The sequence below is a fragment of the Bifidobacterium sp. ESL0704 genome (assembly GCF_029392075.1).
In the GTDB taxonomy this organism is placed as follows: domain Bacteria; phylum Actinomycetota; class Actinomycetes; order Actinomycetales; family Bifidobacteriaceae; genus Bifidobacterium.
The window spans coordinates 950,564-971,145 of sequence record NZ_CP113929.1; the positions used below are offsets into that span (position 1 = coordinate 950,564).

Annotated in this window: 18 protein-coding genes; 17 read left to right on the forward strand and 1 reads right to left on the reverse strand. The window is 59.7% G+C overall.

What is annotated here, in order from left to right:
- Positions 1-60 precede the first annotated feature (60 nt).
- From OZX64_RS03225 to OZX64_RS03290, 14 genes are all read left to right on the forward strand, one after another.
- The gene (locus OZX64_RS03225) at positions 61-2,085 is read left to right on the forward strand and encodes an isopeptide-forming domain-containing fimbrial protein (protein ID WP_277173814.1); all 2,025 of its coding nucleotides are present in this window, start codon (positions 61-63) and stop codon (positions 2,083-2,085) included.
- Positions 2,086-2,187: 102 nt separating this feature from the next.
- Positions 2,188-3,108, forward strand: a complete 921-nt coding sequence (xerD, locus tag OZX64_RS03230; RefSeq protein WP_277173815.1) for a site-specific tyrosine recombinase XerD — start codon at positions 2,188-2,190, stop codon at positions 3,106-3,108.
- A gap of 663 nt (positions 3,109-3,771) precedes the next feature.
- Positions 3,772-4,611, forward strand: a complete 840-nt coding sequence (locus tag OZX64_RS03235) for an AAA family ATPase (protein ID WP_277157438.1) — start codon at positions 3,772-3,774, stop codon at positions 4,609-4,611.
- A gap of 120 nt (positions 4,612-4,731) precedes the next feature.
- Positions 4,732-5,583 (forward strand): segregation/condensation protein A, encoded by an 852-nt coding sequence (locus tag OZX64_RS03240; protein WP_277174957.1) that lies wholly within the window; start codon positions 4,732-4,734, stop codon positions 5,581-5,583.
- Between the two features lie 173 nt (positions 5,584-5,756).
- Positions 5,757-6,425 carry an SMC-Scp complex subunit ScpB gene (gene scpB, locus OZX64_RS03245; protein WP_277174959.1) on the forward strand — a complete coding sequence of 223 codons (669 nt, stop codon included), beginning with the start codon at positions 5,757-5,759 and terminating at the stop codon, positions 6,423-6,425.
- 169 nt (positions 6,426-6,594) lie between these two features.
- Positions 6,595-7,869, forward strand: a complete 1,275-nt coding sequence (gene nadA / locus OZX64_RS03250; RefSeq protein ID WP_277173818.1) for a quinolinate synthase NadA — start codon at positions 6,595-6,597, stop codon at positions 7,867-7,869.
- A 182-nt stretch (positions 7,870-8,051) separates the two neighbouring features.
- Positions 8,052-9,725 (forward strand): L-aspartate oxidase, encoded by a 1,674-nt coding sequence (gene nadB, locus OZX64_RS03255; protein ID WP_277173820.1) that lies wholly within the window; start codon positions 8,052-8,054, stop codon positions 9,723-9,725.
- A 73-nt stretch (positions 9,726-9,798) separates the two neighbouring features.
- Positions 9,799-10,716, forward strand: coding sequence for a carboxylating nicotinate-nucleotide diphosphorylase (gene nadC, locus OZX64_RS03260; RefSeq protein ID WP_277174960.1), 918 nt, complete (start codon positions 9,799-9,801; stop codon positions 10,714-10,716).
- Positions 10,717-10,917: 201 nt separating this feature from the next.
- The gene (locus tag OZX64_RS03265) at positions 10,918-12,186 is read left to right on the forward strand and encodes a cysteine desulfurase family protein (RefSeq protein ID WP_277174961.1); all 1,269 of its coding nucleotides are present in this window, start codon (positions 10,918-10,920) and stop codon (positions 12,184-12,186) included.
- A gap of 154 nt (positions 12,187-12,340) precedes the next feature.
- A complete protein-coding gene (locus OZX64_RS03270; RefSeq protein ID WP_277156101.1) occupies positions 12,341-13,168 on the forward strand; it encodes an NUDIX hydrolase in 828 nt (275 codons plus the stop codon).
- 220 nt (positions 13,169-13,388) lie between these two features.
- Positions 13,389-15,317: a translational GTPase TypA gene (typA, locus tag OZX64_RS03275; RefSeq protein ID WP_277156100.1), complete on the forward strand. Its 1,929-nt coding sequence runs from the start codon at positions 13,389-13,391 to the stop codon at positions 15,315-15,317.
- Positions 15,318-15,576: 259 nt separating this feature from the next.
- Positions 15,577-16,101 (forward strand): alcohol dehydrogenase, encoded by a 525-nt coding sequence (locus OZX64_RS03280; RefSeq protein WP_277173822.1) that lies wholly within the window; start codon positions 15,577-15,579, stop codon positions 16,099-16,101.
- Positions 16,098-17,141 carry a prephenate dehydratase domain-containing protein gene (locus OZX64_RS03285; RefSeq protein ID WP_277173824.1) on the forward strand — a complete coding sequence of 348 codons (1,044 nt, stop codon included), beginning with the start codon at positions 16,098-16,100 and terminating at the stop codon, positions 17,139-17,141. Before OZX64_RS03280 ends, OZX64_RS03285 begins: the two co-directional genes overlap by 4 nt.
- A complete protein-coding gene (locus tag OZX64_RS03290; protein WP_277173826.1) occupies positions 17,135-18,160 on the forward strand; it encodes a prephenate dehydrogenase/arogenate dehydrogenase family protein in 1,026 nt (341 codons plus the stop codon). The genes OZX64_RS03285 and OZX64_RS03290 overlap by 7 nt, the downstream gene beginning before the upstream one ends.
- Positions 18,161-18,162: 2 nt before the next feature.
- Here OZX64_RS03290 and OZX64_RS03295 read toward each other — a convergent pair whose 3' ends face one another.
- Positions 18,163-18,429, reverse strand: coding sequence for a DUF6725 family protein (locus tag OZX64_RS03295; RefSeq protein ID WP_277173828.1), 267 nt, complete (start codon positions 18,427-18,429; stop codon positions 18,163-18,165).
- 155 nt (positions 18,430-18,584) lie between these two features.
- Between OZX64_RS03295 and OZX64_RS03300 the strand changes: the two genes are divergently transcribed.
- The 3 genes from OZX64_RS03300 to OZX64_RS03310 are packed head-to-tail and all read left to right on the forward strand — an operon-like array spanning position 18,585 to position 20,417.
- The gene (locus OZX64_RS03300) at positions 18,585-18,743 is read left to right on the forward strand and encodes a hypothetical protein (RefSeq protein ID WP_277156095.1); all 159 of its coding nucleotides are present in this window, start codon (positions 18,585-18,587) and stop codon (positions 18,741-18,743) included.
- Entirely contained in the window at positions 18,712-19,266 is a 555-nt protein-coding gene (locus tag OZX64_RS03305) for a hypothetical protein (RefSeq protein ID WP_277173831.1), read from the forward strand. The genes OZX64_RS03300 and OZX64_RS03305 overlap by 32 nt, the downstream gene beginning before the upstream one ends.
- Before the next feature lie 50 nt (positions 19,267-19,316).
- Positions 19,317-20,417: a tyrosine recombinase XerC gene (locus OZX64_RS03310; RefSeq protein WP_277173833.1), complete on the forward strand. Its 1,101-nt coding sequence runs from the start codon at positions 19,317-19,319 to the stop codon at positions 20,415-20,417.
- Positions 20,418-20,582 lie beyond the last annotated feature (165 nt).

The following is a 20,582-nucleotide window of genomic DNA, read 5'->3' on the forward strand; positions in this document are numbered from 1 at the left end:
AGACATCATAAACAAGAACATAAGAATGTTTGCTGTTTTAGACAAAGAAAGAGCACAATCATGAAGAACACACATCTCAAGGCTCTGGTGGGAGGATTGGCCGCAGCGGCCACACTTCTCGCCTTTAGCCCCTTCGGAGTGGCCAACGCCGCCGATACGCCCATCACCATTGATCCCACGGCTTCGGCCTCGCGCATAGCCACCCTGACCATCACCGGCAAAGGCTCGGCCGTCAAGGGACACACGTTCAGCGCCTTGCGCATGGGCGTCTATGTCTCCGCCTCCAAGAACGGCGACAACGAGCTGACCAGTGTGAGCACGAGCTCGCGCACCGCCGATGACGGTGCACCCGCGAACGAAACGATGCTGCCGGCCATGAAGGACGCCTACCTGGCGGTCTCCGGTGCTTCGGCGATGCCCAGCGGCTATGAGGACAACGTCGTCGGTGCAATCTCCAAGTACTGGCTGGGCTACGCCTCCACCACCAACAGCTCCAACGAGGACGAAACATCAAACTCACGCGCCAAGGCCTATGACGGCAGGTTGCGTCAGTTCGTCACCAAGTTCTCCGACAATGCCAACGTCAAGGCACGCATGGCCGACACCACGCGAGACGATGTCGCCACCATCGCGGCACCAACTACCGGCGACGATGACGCCGATATGACGGTGCAGTTCACCGGGCTCAAGGGCGGCATCTATCTGGTGGTCGACACCACCTCCTCGTTGTCCGGCTCCTCTCCGGCCTCCATCCCGATGCTCGTGGGCACCGAAGTGGTCTCCAGCGATGGTCTGAACACCTATGATTCCTTTGCCGACAGCGCGGCGGTCAAGTTGGGGCAGATCAAGATGAAGAGCGCCACACCGACAGTCGAGAAGCGGCTGATCAAACCTGCGGACGGCGCGGCCGGCATCGGCGACGAACTGACCTATCAGATCATCGCCAGCATCCCGCTGACCACAGGCTTCACGCACTACAAGTACGTGATCACCGATCAGCCTTCCGAAGGTCTAACCTATGAGCCTAGCAACACGAGCGTCGAGATCAGCAACTCCGAGCTGTTCGACACCGCCTCCAGCCTGGCTGTAGACGTTCCCGCGCCCACCGGCTACGAGGTCACCCCGGCGGTGGACAGCACGCCCACCTCGGGCCAGAAGATCACCTTCAACCTCTCGCCGGTTATCAAGCTGATTTCGCAGGGTGACAGTACTTCGGCACATCCGCAGTACTTCGGCAGCCACTTCATCAAGATCACCTACAAGATGAGGGTGGATGACAACGCGGTGAGCGGCAACGTGCACAACGGTGTCAAGCTGGCCTACTCCAACGATACCCAGAAGCAGCCCGACAACGACAACGGCGACGATAACACCGCGCCGAACCCGCCGGCCAGCGAGGGCGTCATCGACCACACGACCGATCCCAACGACCCCAGTCAACCCAAGGTCTACTTCTATAGCTTCGGCATTGAGGATCAGGCGCGCAACAACCCGAGCACCAAGCTCGACGATGCGACCTTCCAGATCAAGGACAGCGATGGCCAGGTCATCAAGTTCTACCCGGTCAAGGACAGCAACGGCAAGGTAATCAAGGGCAATTACAAGAAGGCCGCCGACCAGTCCGCCGACAACACCACCGCGATTACTTCGCTCAAGCGTTCGTCTGCTCCGAATGATGCCGTCAACGGCACGCTGACCGATGGTCAGCTGCGTTTCGATGGCCTCGCCGCCGGCGTCTACACCGTCGAGGAGACCGATCCGCCGACCGGCTACTCCGAGATCTCCAAGTCAACGTTCACGGTGACCATTGACACTAATTCGCCGCATTCCGCCGCCGAGCCCCACTTCAAGAACAGTGGCGACGTCTTCGACCTGGTCGAGGCGAACGAGACCGGCTGGGATGTGACGGCCAACGCCACCCACTTCATTGTGGTCAACGAGGTCAACTCCATCTCGCAGCTGCCGATGACCGGCGGCGCGGGTGCCATCCTCGTCGGGCTGGTCGTCGTGGTGCTGCTTGCCGGCGCGGGCTCAATCTACATCTACACCCGTCGTAGCGAGAAAGCGCTCGACAACGAGGGCTGATGAGAAAGTAATGTAAGCATCTCCTTGTGGCATGACGGGCCGGAACCATAACGATAGCGATATCGCGATGGTACCGGCCCGTTTTCGTCTAGAATCGGAACCATGAATGCAATGGACGATTTACTGGGGCAGTTTCTGGCGCATATCGGCGTTGAACGCGGACTGGCCGGTTCGACGGTGAGCGCCTATGCAGCCGATATCAAAAAATATGTGAGTTGGCTTTCCTCCCGCAATCTCAACAAGCTCAATGAGGTGACGTCCCTTGACGTCGAGGAATATGTGGCCGCGCTCGACAAGGCCGGTGAAAGTGCCCGCAGCAAGGCACGCAGGCTTGCCAGCGTCCACGAATTCCACAAGTTCGCGCTGATGCAGGGTGTTGTCGCCGATGATGCATCCGCGCGGGTCAAGGCTCCGAAAGCCGCTGGCCATCTGCCGGATGTGTTGAGTGTCGACGAGGTGTCGCGTCTGCTTGATGCGGCGGCGATGGGCGGTTCGCGCGACCCGGTGGTTTTGCGGGACAAAGCGTTGCTGGAATTCATGTATGCCACCGGTTGCCGTGCTTCCGAGGCGACTGGTACGGATCTCAACGACATCGACTTCGACGAACGTGTGGTGGTGTTGACCGGCAAAGGCTCGAAGCAGCGTCTGGTGCCGCTGGGAGAGTATGCGCTGAAAGCGCTGCGTCGCTATATTTCTGACGGTCGGCCTGAGCTCGAGGCCAGGGCTAAAGGTGCCAAGGAACGGCGTGCCGTCTTTCTCAACAAACGCGGCCGTCGCATCTCACGCCAATCGGTCTGGGAAGCGGTCAAGGCCGCGGGTGAGCGTGCGCATATCGACAGGCCGTTGCATCCGCATACGCTTCGTCATTCCTTCGCCACGCATCTGATTCAAGGCGGCGCCGACGTGCGCACCGTGCAGGAGCTGCTGGGCCACGCCTCGGTGACCACTACGCAGATCTACACGCATGTCAGTCCCGAAACCCTGATCGAAACCTACCTGACTGCTCATCCACGGGCACGGTAATCGGCGGTCGTTGCAGAGATAATCACATTTCTGGGCTGTTTTCGTGATTTTCGTTGCAATGGATAGATAAGTGCAGAGATAATCACGCTTTTAGGCTGTTTTTCGTGATTATCTCTGTATTTGGTGCGTGGTTGCAGAGATAATCACAGCTCGGGATGATTGCTTCGATGATGGATGAAGAATAGATGACATTGGTATACCAGTGGATTATGATGATTATTGGTATGGCGTATGCGATGAGGCGGGAGCGGTGTGATGGTCAAAGGCAAAAGAAAAGCGCATAAGCCCGACACCCCCAACTCGGCCAAAGGCCAGATGTCGAAAGCGAAGAACGCATACCGAGACGGCGGGTTCAGCGAGGCAAGATGGAGCGGGGAGCAACGCCCGGCCGGGCATGTCACGCAAGGCAAACTGAAATTGCCGGGTACCATCCATGTCAAGCCTGTGGACGATACGGTCGACGAAACCAGCCAGATTCGCAATCTGCTGGCATCGGCTCACGGCAGCCTCGAGAGCGCGGCGGAAAACGCCAAGGATGCGATATCGCATGACGCGGTTGCGCAAAATGGGGGAGATGAGAGCGGGATTGTCGCCAGAGGAGGGCGGAATGTCCCTAAACCCGCCGGTGGCAGGGTGAACAGGCCTGTTGGTAGCATGAAAGGCATGCCTACCGATCTTCTTGGACGAAACTATGAGACTTTTCCCGCGCCTCCGACGCTCGACCACCATGGCCCCGCACGTATCATCGCGATGTGCAACCAGAAGGGCGGGGTCGGCAAGACGACCAGCTCCATCAACATCGGCGGTGCGCTGAGCCAATATGGCCGCCGTGTGCTTATCGTCGACTTCGATCCGCAAGGCGCGGCCAGCGTAGGGCTCGGCATCAACGCGAACACGGTGGACGCCACCATCTACAACGCGTTGTTCGACCCCTCGCTGGATGTACACGACGTGGTGCAGCACACCGATTTCGAAAACCTCGACATCATTCCGGCCAACATCGACCTTTCTGCGGCCGAGGTGCAGCTGGTGACCGAAGTGGGGCGCGAGCGCATCCTTGCCAGCGTTTTGGAAGGTGTAAAGAACGAATACGATGTCATCATCGTCGATTGCCAGCCTTCGTTGGGCCTTCTCACCGTCAACGCGCTTGCCGCCGCCGACGGCGTGATCATTCCCGTGGCCGCCGAGTTCTTCGCGCTGCGTGGTGTGGCGCTGTTGATGCAATCCATCGAAAAGGTCCGTTCGCGTATCAATCCTCAGCTTGAGGTCTACGGCGTATTGGTGACCATGTACACCTCGACCCTGCACTGCGAGGAAGTGCTGCAGCGCATCTACGAGGCCTTCCAGGACAAGGTCTTCCACTCCGTCATCTCCCGTTCCATCAAATTGCCGGATTCGAACGTGGCTGCTGCGCCGATCACCATCTACGCGCCGAACCACAAGACGGCCAAAGAATATCGGGAGACTGCGCGCGAGCTTATCGCCCGCGGGATCGTGGACTGAGGGTCGCGGGTTTGCTCTGCGTGGCATGCGGAGGGGATTCTTCAGATGCTGCCGCATATAGTGTGTAAGTGAGGTGTCGTGAACGTAGATGGGCTGAGTGCTCCCGTTGATGATGCCGCATTGAGGTCGACGCGCGCGGATAACACCGATGGTGAGGCGCCGCAAAAAGCCGAAGACAAAGGTTTTTCGGTCAATCTCGCCGTCTATTCGGGGCCGTTCGACGCGCTGCTGACGATGATCGCGAACCGCAAGCTTGAGCTGACCGAAGTCTCGCTTTCGGCCATTACCGAGGAATTCATCGAATACGTACGCGGACTCGACATGGCTCGTGACATGGAGAAGGTCAGCGCTTTCCTTGAAGTCGCTTCTGTTCTGGTGGAGGCCAAGAGCGCGGCGATTCTGCCGGGAGACGAGAACGGCGAACGCGATGAGCAGAGCATGGAGGCCCTGCGTGAGAGGGATCTGCTGTTCGCCAGACTCGTGCAATATCGCGCGTTCAAAAGCGCCGCCAACGATTTTCGTGAGCTTTTCGCCGCCAATTCCGGGCGTTTCGCGCATCCTTCCTTCAGCGACCCGGCCATTGCCGCCATGCTTCCCGAACTGGCATGGACGCTTGGTCCGGAGGATTTGGCCAGGATCGCCGTTGAGGTGTTTCTCAACGCCCCCGCCGACGAGGTGCGGCTCGATCAGCTTCATGTCTCGCAAGTCGATTTGAAGCAGCAGTCGCAGATTGTGCGTAGCCGTCTGCGCGAACTTGGCTCCGGCACCTCGATGACCTTTGGCGAGCTGACGGACGATGCCATGAGCACGTTGGTGATCGTCGCCAGGTTTTTGGCGATCTTGCTGTTTTTCAAGCAAGGCGTATTGCAGTATAAGCAGTCGGGGCCTTTTGAGGATTTGCACTTACGATGGGTGCCAGGTGCCGATGACGGGGACGACGCCGTGGAAGTGAACGAAGGTGATTTCGCATGAGTGAAACCAATGATATGGACGTAAACGACACCGAATCAACACCGCCAAACGGGTTGCCTCAATCGCAGGCGAGGGCCGGCATGGGGGAGGCAAAGGCTGCTGCGGCCGCCGAAGCCTCAGACGACAATGCCCAAAACGAAAACGGGAACGTGCTCGGCGATGCCGATAAGAGTATGCGCAAACACCCTGATGATGTTCGCCGTATCTCGCTAGCAGTGCCCGACTCGCCTTCCACACGTCCCGAGTATGTGGATTTTTGTGTTGACGATTTTCCGGGTGGGTTGCGATCCTGTCTTGAAGCGATTCTGATGGTGGCCGACCAGCCTCAACAGGCGGCCGACCTGGCCCGTGTGTTGGCGGTTGATGAGGATCAGGTCACCGCTGCCCTTCAGGCGATGCAACGCGAATACGACGGCGACGCAACACGGGATCTCGCCCCTCGGGGATTCGAGCTGCGGCATACCGCCCGTGGCTGGCAATACGGCAATCGTGCCGTGTTCGAACCGGTGGTTTCGGCTTTCGTCACCGACGGGCAGATGGCGCGGCTTTCGCAGGCGGCGCTCGAGGCCCTTGCCATTGTGGCTTACAAGCAGCCGGTCACCCGTGCTCAGATCGCGGCCATCCGTGGGGTCAATTCCGACGGTGTGGTGCGTGCGTTGAACGTGCGTGGCCTGATCCGCGAAGAGGGTGCCGATCCCGATTCCCGTGCGGCGTTTCTGGTCACCACCGGACTGTTCCTTGAGAAAATGGGCCTTGAATCGCTCGATCAGCTGCCCGAACTCGCCCCCTTCATGCCTGCTGCCGATGATGTCGTGAACCAGGCTCACGCCGATGAGGTCTAGCCGTAACGTTCGCAGGCTCTGAAAGGCGCTGAATTTCAAGCGTTGAGCAAGGGTGAACGAATCTTGCATTAAATTATAGTCATAATGACTATAAGTGCTATACTGGCATTGCTTATCTCGATGTATTCCAGTTTGCGGCTGCTTGCCGATGACCGGGAAGGAAACGAATATGACAGTAACAGCATTCAAGGCTCCATCGGTCGATGAGATCATCGCCAAGCTTGGGGCGCAAAGCACCTGCGACGCCGGACTCACCGTCGATCCCTGGCAGAGCACCTCCGGTTATGGGCCGGGTGCGTCCATGAAGGACAAACTGCCCGCAGGGGCCCCGGTGCAGCAGCCCCTTCCGGAGGAGTACCGCAACGCCAGCGCCGACGAATTGCAGAGACGCATCGCCGCGGCGAAGAAGACCTTGGGCGACAAGCTGCTGATTCTTGGCCATTATTATCAACGCGATGAGATCGTCAAGCACGCCGATTTCGTGGGGGACTCGTTCCAGCTTTCCGAAAACGCGGCAAGTTGCCCCGATGCGGAGCACATCGTCTTCTGCGGCGTGCATTTCATGGCCGAGACCGCTGATATTCTCTCGACGAGCGAGCAGAGCGTAAGCCTGCCGAACCTCTCCGCCGGCTGCTCGATGGCCGATATGGCCGATATCGATCAGGTCAGCGAATGCTGGAACCAGCTTATGGACATTTTCGGCGATAAGCCGGAAGCGGATGGCAAGCAGCAGATCGTGCCGGTGACCTATATGAACTCGTCGGCCGCGCTGAAGGCGTTCTGCGGGCGTAACGGCGGCATCGTCTGCACGTCTTCGAACGCGCGCACCGTGCTGGACTGGGCGTTTGAACGCGGCAAGCGTGTGCTGTTCTTCCCGGACCAGCATCTGGGCCGCAACACCGGCAAGGCCATGGGTATCCCACTCGAACAGATGCCGATGTGGGACCCGTTCAAGGAGCAAGGCGGCGTCGGCGATCCGTCGATCTATCAGAATGCCAAGATCATCCTCTGGAAGGGATTCTGCTCGGTGCATCAGCGCTTCACGGTCGAGCAGATTGAGCGGGCGCGCAAGGCGTATCCGGACGTGAGGGTCATCGTACATCCCGAATGCCCGATGGACGTGGTCGATGCGGCCGACGGGGTCGGATCCACCGCCTATATCGTCAAGCAGGTCGCCGACGCTCCTGCCGGCTCCACGATTGCCGTGGGTACCGAGATCAACATGGTCAATCGACTCGCCATGCAATATCCGGACAAGACCGTCTTCTGCCTCGACCCGGTGGTCTGCCCCTGCTCGACGATGTATCGTATCCATCCCGCCTACCTGGCTTGGGTGTTGGAGAATCTGGTGGCAGGCAAGGTCGTCAACCGCATCACCGTTGACTCCCAGACCGCGCGTGAGGCGAAGGTGGCGTTGCAGCGCATGCTTGACGCACGTCCCTGACCAATATCAATGGGCGATGGTCGGGAGCGGTGCGCATGGTGTCGGCTCCCGACCATGCCATGACACCAATCGATTGTGGACCGGTGCGCCCGATTCGGCACAAGGTCCGGCCCGATGGTTCGTCGTGGCGCGGAAGAGCATAGGCAATATCAGGCCCGGCAGGGTATAAGAGGTGAGCCATTATGGGACAAGAGAAGAACATAGTCATTGTGGGTGCGGGGGTCGCCGGATTGTCAGCGGCGCTCGCGGTGGCTGGCACCGGCCACGATGTGACGTTGGTGACCAAGGCCGATTTGGTGGAGTCGAACACCTACCATGCCCAAGGGGGCATAGCCGCCGCCATTTTTGATGATGACGATCCGAAATTGCATGCCGCCGACACCATGGCGGCCGGACACGGCCTGTGCGATCCGAAGGCGGTGGAGATCCTGACCCGGGAGGGTGCGCTGCGGGTGCGCGAATTCGCCAAGGCGGGGGTCCGTTTCGACAGGGATGAGGCGGGCCACATGCTGCGTGGGCTGGAAGCCGCCCACTCACGGGCCCGGGTGGTGCATGCCGGCGGCGACGCGACGGGCAAGATACTCGAGCTTGACGTCTCCGCGATGGTGCGCCGTCAGCCGAGAATCCACATCGTCGAACACGCTTTCCTCGAAGACATCGTCGTGCGTGACGGCCATGTAACGGCTGTGAGGCTGTTGGCCGACGACGGCTACGGGTCCACCGCCTCAGTGGCGGAAGACGTCAGTGAAAACAGCTCCGGTCAGGGGCCGCACCGCATGGAGATGCCGGCGGACCGCGTCATCCTGGCCACTGGCGGTGCGGGGCGGATGTACCCCTACACCACCAACCCCCAGGTGGCCACGGCCGACGGTCTTGCCGCGGCTTGGAGGGCGGGAGCCCAGGTGGCCGACCTGGAGTTCTACCAGTTCCATCCCACTGCCTTGGCGGTAGGCGAGCATTTCCTGATTTCCGAGGCCGTGCGTGGCGAGGGCGCCATCCTGCTCGATGAAAACGGACATCGCTATATGCCTGATATCGACCCGCGCGGTGAGTTGGCGCCACGCGACGTGGTGGCACGTGAGAATTTCAAGGTGATGCAACGTCAGGGCGGACGGCCGGTGATGCTGGACGTCTCACCGATGGCCAAGGAAAACCCCGATCTTCAGGCATTCCTCAAACGCCGGTTCCCGACCATCGACGCCTATGTGCGTTCGATGGGCTTCGACTGGAGCAGAGAGCCGATTCCTGTGGCTCCGGCGGCACATTACTATATGGGCGGCGTTCGTACCGATCTCGACGGTCGGGCTAGCCTTCCGGGGCTCTATGCGGCGGGCGAATGCGCTCGAACCGGGGTGATGGGATCGAACCGTCTGGCCTCCAATTCGCTGCTTGAAGGGCTGGTCTATGGCAGGCGGGCCGGGCTGGCCGCAGTGCATGACCAAGCCGATGCGATGTGGAAGCCGGAACCGTTGCTCAATTCCGTGACCGGCGAGAGTCTTGATGAAGCCCCGATCGCATTGCCCGATCCCATCTGCAAGGCCGAAGGGGCTGACGTATGGGGCCGCGAGCGCATTCAACAGCACATGTGGGAAGGCGTCGGTGTGTTGCGTGACCATGACGGGTTGCGTGACGCCGAAGAGGCGCTATCTTCCGGGTTGGCTGCCGCGAACGCGGCCGTATCCCCTGCGTCGCTGTCTAGCGTCGAGGCGCTCGAGAACCGCAACATGCTCACTGTGGGCTATGTGGCCGCGAGCGCGGCGCAAAACCGTACCGAATCGCGTGGGGCGCACGCCCGAAACGATTTTCCTCGCTCCAGCGATCAGTGGGCCCATTCCGTGGCCTATGTCAGGGGCTGAACCGCCGGTAAGCGCGGTGAAAGTCGTTGTGGTCGGCCGTGTAGCGAGGCCGTGGTGAAAGGAACGAGGAATGATGCTGACCAACCATGTCATAGAGACGGCTGTCGCCATGGCTCTGCAGGAAGATGCGCCGTATGGTGACATCACCTGCGAGACGACCATACCGGTACACGCCAAGGGCAACGCGAAACTCGTTGCGCGCGAGGGAGGGGTGATGAGCGGGGCCCGGGTGTTCCGGGCCGCATTCGTCAGCCAGAGCGATGAGGTCGAAGTAAAGACCCTCGTCGGCGACGGGCAGCGTTTCCGAGCCGGCCAGGTGCTGGCGAGCGTCGCCGGACCGGTTCGCGATATACTGACCGCCGAGCGCGTGGCCCTGAATTTCACGCAACGGATGTGTGGCATCGCCACCATGACCTCGTCGTTTGTGGACAGGGTCAACGCGATATATGCCGCTACCGACGATGAAGGGCATGACGTCGGCTCGAAGGCGCCTGCGGCAAGACGGCCGAGGCGTTACCCGCGTACGAGGATCGCGGACACGCGAAAGACCACGCCCGGACTGCGTCCCTTCGAGAAATACGCGGTCACCTGCGGCGGTGGATACAACCACCGTTATGGCCTTTCCGATGCGGTCATGGTCAAGGACAACCATCTGGCGGCGCTTGCACAGCAGGGTATCGACATGGCTGGTGCCATCCGACACATTCGCGAGCAGGTGGGCCATACGATCCATATCGAGGTGGAGGTCGACCGGCTCGAACAGATCGACGCGGCGCTCGCCGGGGGAGCCGATACCATCATGCTCGACAATTTCACGTTGGAAGACACCAGAAGGGGCGTGGACATGATCGATGGCGCCGCCGTCGTGGAAGCCAGCGGCAACATGAGCCTTCAACGGGTGGCGTCGGTGGCCGCCACGGGCGTGGATGTGATTTCCGTGGGTGCGTTGACTCACAGTGTGCGCAGTATCGACCTGGGCCTTGACTACTGAGGATCGACCACTGCACTCACGCGCCAGGTCCATCGACGGCGGCGGGTGGGGCGCCAAGGCGATTATCCCTCGGATGTCGCTGATCGTTGCCGCCGGCCGCGTGACGCATGGAGCCGTGGCAGATAGGCGTCGATGCGTGTTTCGATGAGCAAAGGGATGATGGCGATGAGCGTGATTGTCAACGACGAGCAAGGAGAGACGATGTCCGATGAGATATATCTGGATGCTTCGGCGACCGAACCGGTGAGCTCCGGCGTGATCGAGGCGATGACCCCGTTCCTGGCCGATGCGTTTGGCAATCCTGCCAGCGTGCATCAACCGGGTAGGACCGCAGCGCGTGCGTTGGCTGCGGCCCGTGAGGCGTTCGCTGCGGGTCTGGGTGGTAAAAGCGGCGATGTGGTCTTCACCTCTGGGGGAACGGAATCCGACAACCTGGCCATTAAAGGCATTGCCATGGCGCGTATGAAGCGCATGGGTCTATGCCCGGCTTTCCACGCCGGTGACGAAACCGACGGATACCAGTCCGGCGATGGCGGGTCCCATGGCGTCGGCGAAGACGGTCAGGATGCCGAATCCCGCCGTCCCCGTATCGTGATTTCCGCTGTCGAGCATCCTGCGGTGTCCCAAGCGGCGGATTGGCTGGGCCGGTGGTTCGGCTTCGAGGTCGTGCGCGTGCCGGTCGACCGGCAGGCCCACATCGATCTGGAAGCCCTTGAGGACGAGCTTGCCGGAAGGAAAGGGGAACGCACGACGCTGGTAAGCGTCATGCTGGCCAACAACGAGGTCGGCACCATCGAACCGGTTTCGCAGATCGTCGAAATCGCGCATGCGCATCATGTCCCCGTCCACGTCGACGCGGTACAGGCGGCTGGACGCATTCCGATTCGCTTCCGTGACTGGGACATCGATGCTTTGGCGGTTTCGGGGCATAAATTCGCCACGCCCAAAGGGCTGGGTGCGCTCATGCTGCGCAACCGCGTGCCGATCGAACCTCTGATTTCCGGAGGAGGCCAGGAACACGGCCTGCGCAGCGGCACCCAGAATGTCGCCGGTGCCGTGGCGCTGGCGGTGGCCATCGGCGAGGCCAACGAGCGTATGCGTGATGAATGGGACGCCATGGTCGCCTCACGCAACAAGCTGATCGATGCGGTGCGTCGCGTGGTGCCGGCCGCCGAGCTGACCGGAGACCCGGAAGCGCGTCTGCCCGGACACGCTTCATTCGTCTTTCCCGGCGTCACCGGCGAGGCGCTCTTGGTCGATCTCGATGCGCACGGCATCTCCTGTTCCTCGGGCTCCGCCTGTGCCATGGGGCGCCATGAGGTGCCGCCGACGTTGATGGCGATGGGCTTCGATGAGGATGCTGCGAAATCGGCCCTGCGTATGAGCTTCGCCAGGCCGCTGACTGGTGACCAGATCGACCGGGTGGCTTATGCGCTGGAAGGCTCGTACACCAGACTCACGCAGCGTTGATTGCCTGTGAGATGATAGAGGATTGGCGTGGAACCCGGCGCCGAAGCCGCACAAGGGATCGGCGATGATCGTTACGGGAACCGATGTGGCATTTGTGCGTTATGCTTGTTACCCTCGAATAGGATCATGACGATTGACATGAGGGGATGGTCTGATGTGGCAAGGCAATGTGACGGAACGCAAGGCGGGCCCGCCCGAGGTCGGGGTCTCCGTCATTATCTTCGCGCTTGCCCATGCGCACGACAGTCAGGAAAAGAAAACGGGGAAAGCGACGCATGACGAGTTGTGGATACCGTTGGTGCGGCGCGTGCGCGAACCGTTCAAGGGCATGTGGGCGTTGCCCGGCGGCGGCTTGCTGGTAGGCAGGTCGCTGGAATGGTCGGCGTTCGTGGCTCTGGAATCGACTACGAACCTGCGTCCCCGTTATCTTGAACAGCTCTACACCTTCGGCGACCCGCATCGTTCCGGATCGGCCTTGCCCATGGTCTCGATCGTCTATTGGGCTCTTATCGGCAGCACTCAGGTCGACGATCTGCGTGACGGCGACAATGTGCGATGGTTCGCTGAATCCGCCTTGCCACCTCTCGCTTTCGACCATGCCGAAATCATCAGATACGCGTTGGATCGGCTGCGTTCCAGGATGTCATATCCCGACGTGGCTTCCAAATTGGTGGGTCCGCGCTTCACCTTGCGTCGCCTTCACGATGTCTATGAGGCCATCGCCGGTCGTACGTTCGATCTGGGCAATTTCCGCCGCAAGATGCTTGCTTCCGGACAGCTTGAAGACACGGGGGAGAAGCTGGCGGAAGGCCGGCACCGACCGGCCGCCGTCTATCGTTACGTTCCCGAGGTCGTGGCCAAAGGCAACGAGATATGGAAAGCGTGGGACACAGAGCTCAATCCCAAGCCGGTCGGCTCCGTTTCGGCATATGACCCCTCGGCAACATCCGACGACGCCCTTTCCCCGTTGACCACGGACTGAGACCGACGCGGATGCCGCGGCCCGATGGCCTCACGACCCGTCGGGTCGGTGGCGGTGACGATTCCCGCAGCATGTCGAAACCGTGATCTCGCAGGGATTAGCAAATAGCGTATCCGTGTCGGGATACATGGATACCATTGTGAAGGTTTGTGTGTAAGTAGAAGGTTAGAGTAGTTCTATCTGATAAACACCCAAGAAAAGGTAACTAGGAGAGGCTTTTATGGCGGTACGTGGTGATATTCGAAATGTGGCGATCGTGGCTCACGTCGATCACGGCAAGACCACGCTGGTCAATGCGATGCTTCAGCAGTCGCATGTGTTCAGCGAACGTGAGGAAGTGCCGGACCGTGTAATGGATTCCAACGACCTCGAGCGTGAGAAGGGCATCACCATCCTCGCCAAGAACACCGCCGTGCAATACACCGGTCCGCTGGCCGCCAAGTACGGCGAGCCCGACGGCATCACCATCAACGTCATCGACACCCCCGGCCATGCCGATTTCGGCGGCGAGGTGGAACGCGGTATCTCCATGGTCGACGGCGTCGTGCTGCTGGTCGACGCTTCCGAAGGCCCGTTGCCGCAGACGCGTTTCGTGCTGCGCAAGGCGCTCGAGGCCAAGCTGCCCGTGATTCTTTGCATCAACAAGGTCGACCGCCCCGACGCGCGTATTTCCGAGGTCGTCAGCGAATCCACCGATCTGCTGCTCGGCTTGGCCCAGGACGTCAGCGAGGAAGGCGTCGATCTCGATCTCGACTCCCTCTTGGATCTGCCGGTCATCTACTGCGCCGCCAAGGCGGGCTATGCCTCGCGCAACCAGCCGGAAGACGGCGGCCTGCCGGACAACAAGGACCTCGAGCCGCTGTTCGACACCATCATCTCCAACATCCCCGCGCCACAATACACCGAAGGCGCACCCCTGCAGGCGCATGTCACCAACATCGACGCCTCCGACTATCTCGGCCGTCTGGGCCTGGTCCGCATCTACAACGGCACCCTCAAGAAGGGCAAGCAGTACGGCCTGTCCCGCGTCGACGGCTCCATTGAGAACTTCAAGCTCACCGAGATCCTGCGCACGCAGGGCCTCGACCGCAGCCCGGTCGATGAGGCCGGCCCCGGCGATATCGTCGCCGTCGCTGGTGTCGACGACATCATGATCGGCGAGACCATCGTCGATCCCAACGATCCCAAGCCGCTGCCGTTGATCCACGTCGACGATCCGGCGATTTCCATGACCTTCGGCGTCAACGATTCACCGCTGGCCGGCCGCGAGGGCAAGGACCACAAGCTCACCGCCCGTATGATCAAGGACAGGCTCGACCGCGAGCTCATCGGCAACGTCTCCATCAAGGTCCTGCCGACTGATCGTCCCGATGCCTGGGAGGTTCAGGGCCGTGGCGAACTCGCGCTCGCCATCCTCGCCGAGCAAATGCGCCGCGAAGGCTACGAGCTGACCGTGGGCCGCCCGCAGGTGGTCACCAAGACCATCGACGGCAAGCTCAACGAGCCTATGGAATCCGACACCATCGACGTGCCCGAGGAATACATGGGCGCAGTCACCCAGCTCATGGCCGACCGCAAGGGCCGCATGGACTCCATGGCCAACCACGGTTCCGGCTGGGTGCGCATGCAGTTCACGGTTCCTTCCCGTGGCCTGATCGGTTTCCGTACCGCGCTTTTGACCGCTACCCGCGGCACCGGTATCTCCAGCTCCATCTCCGCCGGATACGCTCCGTGGGCGGGCGAGATCGTGACCCGTCAGAACGGCTCCATGATCTCCGACCGTGCCGGCACCGCCACCCCCTACGCCATGCAGCGTCTGCAGGCCCGCGGCAACTTCTTCGTCGAACCGCAGTCCAACGTCTATGAAGGCCAGGTCGTCGGCATCAACAACAAGCCCGACGAGCTCGACGTCAACGTCACGCTGGCCAAGCACATGACCAACATGCGTTCCTCCACCGCCGACGTGCTCGAAACGCTTACCCCGCCGATCAAGATGAGCCTCGAAGAGGCGCTTGATTTCGCCAACGAGGACGAGTGCGTCGAGGTCACCCCCGAGGCCATCCGCGTGCGCAAGGTCATCCTCGACCGCGACGAGTGGTACAAGTGGCACGCACGCCAGCGTCGCCAGAACGCCAGTAAGAACAAGTAAGTCCGATTATTTGTCTGGTTGAATCAGCACCTTCTGAATCTTTCGGTTCAGGAGGTGCTCGCTTATTCAGATGGAATCCGCCGGTATGCTCCTGCATTGGTGACGCTTGTGGGGCAATTGGCGTCGTATCTGCACGAGCATATTGCATTGGTGATGCAAAAACGTGGAAAGCGTCGCGTTTGCAAGTGGGTTGAGCTCATCGGCGTCGCCTACGCAAACGGATTACCGTTTTGACCGCCCGATGGGGCATACTGGCACTATGACAACTCCAGCAGCATCCTCCGAAACCGTCGAACAGCAGTCGGATCTGCCCTTCTCCTACCGGTGTAGTGCATGGCTTCGTGCGCTGATATGCGTGGCAACGGGGATTGTGGCCGGAATATGCGGCACGCTGGTACATCGGCTTGGAGCCCAATATAATCTGCCGATCGGCTTGGTTCTGGCATTGTTGATTATCGGCATTTCCGCCTGGAGCGCCCGCGCGCGCAGCGGTGTGACAGGGCTGGCGCTGCACTTGATCGCTTCCTCCGGAGTCATTGTCGTGGCTTCGGTCACCGCCACGTCCGGCGATATCTTGGTGCCGATGGGCTTCTACAGCTCGGACATTCCGTTTTTCAGCCAGAACGCACTGTGGTTCTGGTTCTTTGGCATGATTGTCATCCAGTTCGTCATGGTCTTCTTGCCGCGAAGCCTATTCGTCATCCCCTCTTCTGGAGCCTCTTTGGTTGTCCGACGCGATGCTGCCGAGGCCGATGACGATTCCCGCGAGGAGATGCGACCATGAGTCACGACAACGAGAACGCAGCGCGCGCAATATCGGGGGAGTTGCCGGACCCGCGTAAGCTGTTCTTCCTCGGGCCTCTCGGCTCGTTTACGCATCAGGCTGCGGCAAGTGCGGCAGAGACATTGGACAGAAACGGTCGAAGCGCCGGGCTTGTGGCGCGTGACAACGTCCCGGCCATCATCCGCGACGTCGAGGCCGGCTTGGGATGGGGCGTCATCGCTTGGGAGAACAGCGTCGAAGGCTACGTTGTCCCGAATCTTGACGCGGTCATCGACGCCGGCGATCTGGCAGGCCTGGGACGTCTGAGCGTAGACATCGCATTCGATGCGTTTGTACGCCCCGATGACGGCAACGCCTCGAATGCAGACGAAGCTGGTCAGGCGTCGTTGCAAGAGGTAACGGCGCATCCTCACGGGCTGGCGCAATGCACGAAATTCGCCAGGGCGCATCGCCTGACCCCGGTGCCCGCATCCTCCAATGCCGCGGCCTGCCGCGATGTGAAACCGGGGCAGGTGGCGCTCGGCCCCGCTCTTTGCGGCGAATTATATGGTCTCAAGACCTTCGAACACAACGTTCAGGATTTCAGCGGTGCCAATACCGATTTCCTTGTGGTCGCACCCAGAAACGACGTACGTTCCGTTTTGCATGCTTATCGGCAGAGTCAAGCCGTCGATTTCGAGACGATTATCGCCGTGGTCCCTCTGAGCACCGGCCCCGGTGTCATTGCCAAGCTGCTTGATTCGGTACGAGACGAGGGGCTGAATATGACCAGCCTCATGTCGAGGCCCATCAAAGGCCATGCCGGCACCTACAGCTTCATCATCACGTTGGATGCCGCGCCTTGGCAAGTCAATTTCAACCGTCTACTCCATCAGATGGTCGTTAAAGGGGACTGGGTCAAGACCCTGGCCGTCTACCCGCGTGGGGAACACCCGAACCCGCCGGTGGACACGTGGATGCTACCGCAAGGCGGCATATGCCGCAAACGCGCGGATGCCAGTGAAATGAAGGCGAAAGAAGAAAGGGAACTGCTGTGGTGAAAACGGTCGGGATCGTCGGCCTCGGGCTTATCGGAGGTTCGCTGGCAAGGCTGTTGGCCGGGCGCGACGTTGAGGTCGTCGCCTGGAATCGTCATGAAAAACCGTACGCGGCTGCTCGACGCGACGGAATCACCTGTGTCGCTTCGTTGGAGGGGCTCGCTGCGGAAAAGCCCGAGGTGCTGTTCCTCTGTAACCCTTTGAAGGCCATGCCCGAGATGCTGCGCCGGCTTGCCCCGGTGCTTGACAGGGAAACGACCACGCTGAGCGATGTCGGCAGTGTTAAGGCGATGGTGCGCTCGCAGGTCGCCCAAGCCGGCCTCGCCGATTGCTATGTCGGGGCGCACCCGATGGCAGGCACCGAGTTTTCGGGGTTTGCGGCCAGCGACCCGGCCATTTACGACCATGCGCTATGGTCGGTCACCGTCGATGAAACCACCGATTACGAACGTTTTCTCAAAGTGGCCACGTTGATCACCGGAGCGATCGGCAACCGCGTCATCGTCCTTGACGACCAGACGCATGATCGCGCCGCCGCGATGATCTCGCATGCTCCTCATGTCGTGTCGACCGCGCTGATCAACGGGCTCGCCTCCAGTCCCGATCGCAACATCGCCGCGGCCCTCGCAGCCGGTTCCTGGCGGGACATGACCCGCGTGGCCTTGACCGACCCGGACCGCACCCGTGCGATGGTCGAGGAGGACGCCGACAACGTCGAGGCGCTGCTGCGCGATCTGGCCGACAGACTCACATCGTTCGCCGATGACCTGCATGACAGGGATGATGCGGCTTTGACGAAGTTCTTTGCAGCCGGCCAGCCGTTCCGTGACTACAAGTCGCGTGAACGCGAGTCCGGTGAGAACGGTGCATTGGGCGCAGACGGCCATATTGAACGTATCGTTATTGATATTCCCAATTCGGGCTGGCAGCGCACGTTTCTGGATTCCGCACGTCGTGGCGAGCACGTCGTTCGTTTCCTCCAGCCATGGCGGGCCGAAGTCGAGACGCGCTCCAAAATATAACGTCATACGTTATGCGGGTGATTGTGCCGTATCTTCCGTTCCGGAATCGGTTTGAGCACCACGATGCGTTCGCGGGGAATGTCGACATCCTGCGCAGGACGTGACCCGTTGGCGGCTGCATCCCGCGTGAGGCGGAGCGTCTGTCCATCCCACGAATGTACATGGCCGATGAAGTCCCGGAATTGCTGTCGACCGGTTTGTTCATTGCGTCCGTCAAGTATTCGGACCACGAGTCTTGCATCTGCAGGGATTGATTTTGGAAGTGTCATCGTTTCGCTTTCGTAATGTCGGAGTATGGCGTTATCCACTATACGCAAACATTGTTGTAATCAGTCATCACGTTCTAGTAAAGTAGAAATACATTGTTTTCGGCGCCGTGTTCTCGGTGCGCCAGACTTTGCAAGACAAAGGAAAGTGGAACGATATGGCACGAGATAGAGTACTTGAGCGCGCCAAGGCGCCAACTGGCCGGAATCTCAAGCAGGATGAGTATTGGCAGTCTTTGGAACGTTCGTTCAACAAGGATTTCATCGAGGTGGCACGGGAGAAATATGACAAGCGAAAGCGACTACCGCTGGACTGAAGCGTCTCCTGACTACCGTGCCAGACTGCAGAACTTCGCATGTGCCGCCCCTTTGGGCGGCTTTGCTTTAAAGGCTGTCCGAAAGCATAACGAGTATTATGCGGAGTATGAGTATGAGGTTCAGGCCACGATACGTGATATGAGGTCATGGGATCGCAGAAGCCAGTGGGTTGATATTTGTGTGTCCCGAGAAAAGCAGGAACGAATATGGTCTTTTGTATGGTTCGGTATCGTTGGAGGAACTAAAAAAGATTCTATGGGAACCTATATGGTTGGCTACATTGCCAGAGCTTTGGATGCAAAAGGTTGCCATTTTGGGGATTCAACGTTGAAACATGCTCTTTCTGTTATGCAAAGAAATCAGGAAAAGACAGGCAGGGATGCTGTCATCGGCGCAAGGGTAGACCCCGACAACAAAAGCAGTATGGCGCTTTTCAAAAGACATGGATTTGCGGATACTGGGCAGGATCCGGAAGCATTGGAATACCATCGGTTGATGAGGTTCGGATTTGATGAATCATAGGTTGTTCTCGATGTTGCAATGAGAAATATGTCATTTGAAAGAATGCGATTATGCAATATCAACGCCAGATAGACCGGTTCCTCGACTTTCTGAAAGCCAATCGCGGTCTTTCCGCCAACACCGTGAAGGCGTACCGTACCGATCTGCTGGAATGTTTGGACTTTCTAGACAGTAACGGCATCACAAGTTTGAATGAGATCCGGCTGGAAGACCTGCGTGGGTGGATGGCGCACGAATCAGGCAACCACGCCCGCAGTTCCATGGCACGCAAGAGCGTGGCCGTGCGCAACTTTTTCGCCTGGGCCGACGAGCACGATATCATCGCAACGAATCCCGCGGCCACGCTGATGACGCCGAAAATCCCGCAGACACTGCCTACAGTATTGAATGAATCCCAGGCCGAGCGGCTGATGGAGACCGTCGACGCGGATTGCGGGAACGGCGAGGAGCTTCAAGAACAGGCGGATAGTGAACGTTTTTCTGCAGACAACGGGGAAGAATCCAATATCGGCGATTCTTCTGATTGCCGTAAGGTCAGGGGAAACCCTTCGAAGAACAGGCTCAAAGACGAAGCGCTCGCATTGCGTGACGCGGCGATGATCGAACTGCTCTACGCCACCGGCATCCGGGTCGCGGAGCTGACCGGGTTGGATATCGGCGACGTCTCGTTCGACACCCGCACGGTTCGGGTCACCGGCAAAGGCGACAAGCAACGTGTGGTGCCGTTCGGCGCACCTGCGTCCCGGGCGTTGGAGGCTTGGCTGTCGGATTCCGGGCGCCCGATACTGCTCAAAACCAGAAAACAATCCGACAATTCGACGAAACCCACTTCGAAGAAGGGGAGTCCCGTCCACTCGCTCAATTCTTCTGATTGCACGGATGCCCTGTTTCTCGGAGCTCGCGGCGCCCGCATCGACCAACGTGTGGTACGCAAGGTGGTCCACGAGAAGGCCGACGAGGCCGGTGTGCCGGATATCGGTCCGCATGCCCTGCGGCACAGCGCGGCGACCCATCTGCTCGACGGCGGTGCCGATTTGCGTGAGGTTCAGGAGATGCTCGGCCATTCCTCGCTCAAGACCACGCAGCGATATACCCACGTTTCCATCGAACAGCTCAAATCACGCTATCGGCAGGCTTTTCCCCGGGCATAGACCTGAAAAACAGTTTATGCAGATTTTTGTTATTTTCTTGAATTTTGACTGTTCATTTTATGGATAATAACTTGCATAATCCGTAAGCAAGCGTATAAATGAAAGATAACAGCAAAGAGGTTGGCCCTTACAGCCGACCTTTTTTGTTAGATGTGCAGGTTTTCT

Excerpts from the sequence above, each read along its gene's own strand:
- OZX64_RS03225 (WP_277173814.1), top strand. The coding sequence starts at position 61 with ATGAAGAACACACATCTCAAGGCTCTGGTGGGAGGATTGGCCGCAGCG.
- xerD (WP_277173815.1), top strand. The coding sequence starts at position 2,188 with ATGAATGCAATGGACGATTTACTGGGGCAGTTTCTGGCGCATATCGGC.
- OZX64_RS03235 (WP_277157438.1), top strand. The coding sequence starts at position 3,772 with ATGCCTACCGATCTTCTTGGACGAAACTATGAGACTTTTCCCGCGCCT.
- scpB (WP_277174959.1), top strand. The coding sequence starts at position 5,757 with ATGCGCAAACACCCTGATGATGTTCGCCGTATCTCGCTAGCAGTGCCC.
- nadA (WP_277173818.1), top strand. The coding sequence starts at position 6,595 with ATGACAGTAACAGCATTCAAGGCTCCATCGGTCGATGAGATCATCGCC.
- nadB (WP_277173820.1), top strand. The coding sequence starts at position 8,052 with ATGGGACAAGAGAAGAACATAGTCATTGTGGGTGCGGGGGTCGCCGGA.
- nadC (WP_277174960.1), top strand. The coding sequence starts at position 9,799 with ATGCTGACCAACCATGTCATAGAGACGGCTGTCGCCATGGCTCTGCAG.
- OZX64_RS03265 (WP_277174961.1), top strand. The coding sequence starts at position 10,918 with ATGTCCGATGAGATATATCTGGATGCTTCGGCGACCGAACCGGTGAGC.
- OZX64_RS03270 (WP_277156101.1), top strand. The coding sequence starts at position 12,341 with ATGTGGCAAGGCAATGTGACGGAACGCAAGGCGGGCCCGCCCGAGGTC.
- typA (WP_277156100.1), top strand. The coding sequence starts at position 13,389 with ATGGCGGTACGTGGTGATATTCGAAATGTGGCGATCGTGGCTCACGTC.
- OZX64_RS03280 (WP_277173822.1), top strand. The coding sequence starts at position 15,577 with ATGACAACTCCAGCAGCATCCTCCGAAACCGTCGAACAGCAGTCGGAT.
- OZX64_RS03285 (WP_277173824.1), top strand. The coding sequence starts at position 16,098 with ATGAGTCACGACAACGAGAACGCAGCGCGCGCAATATCGGGGGAGTTG.
- OZX64_RS03295 (WP_277173828.1), bottom strand. The coding sequence starts at position 18,429 with ATGACACTTCCAAAATCAATCCCTGCAGATGCAAGACTCGTGGTCCGA.
- OZX64_RS03300 (WP_277156095.1), top strand. The coding sequence starts at position 18,585 with ATGGCACGAGATAGAGTACTTGAGCGCGCCAAGGCGCCAACTGGCCGG.
- OZX64_RS03305 (WP_277173831.1), top strand. The coding sequence starts at position 18,712 with ATGACAAGCGAAAGCGACTACCGCTGGACTGAAGCGTCTCCTGACTAC.
- OZX64_RS03310 (WP_277173833.1), top strand. The coding sequence starts at position 19,317 with ATGCAATATCAACGCCAGATAGACCGGTTCCTCGACTTTCTGAAAGCC.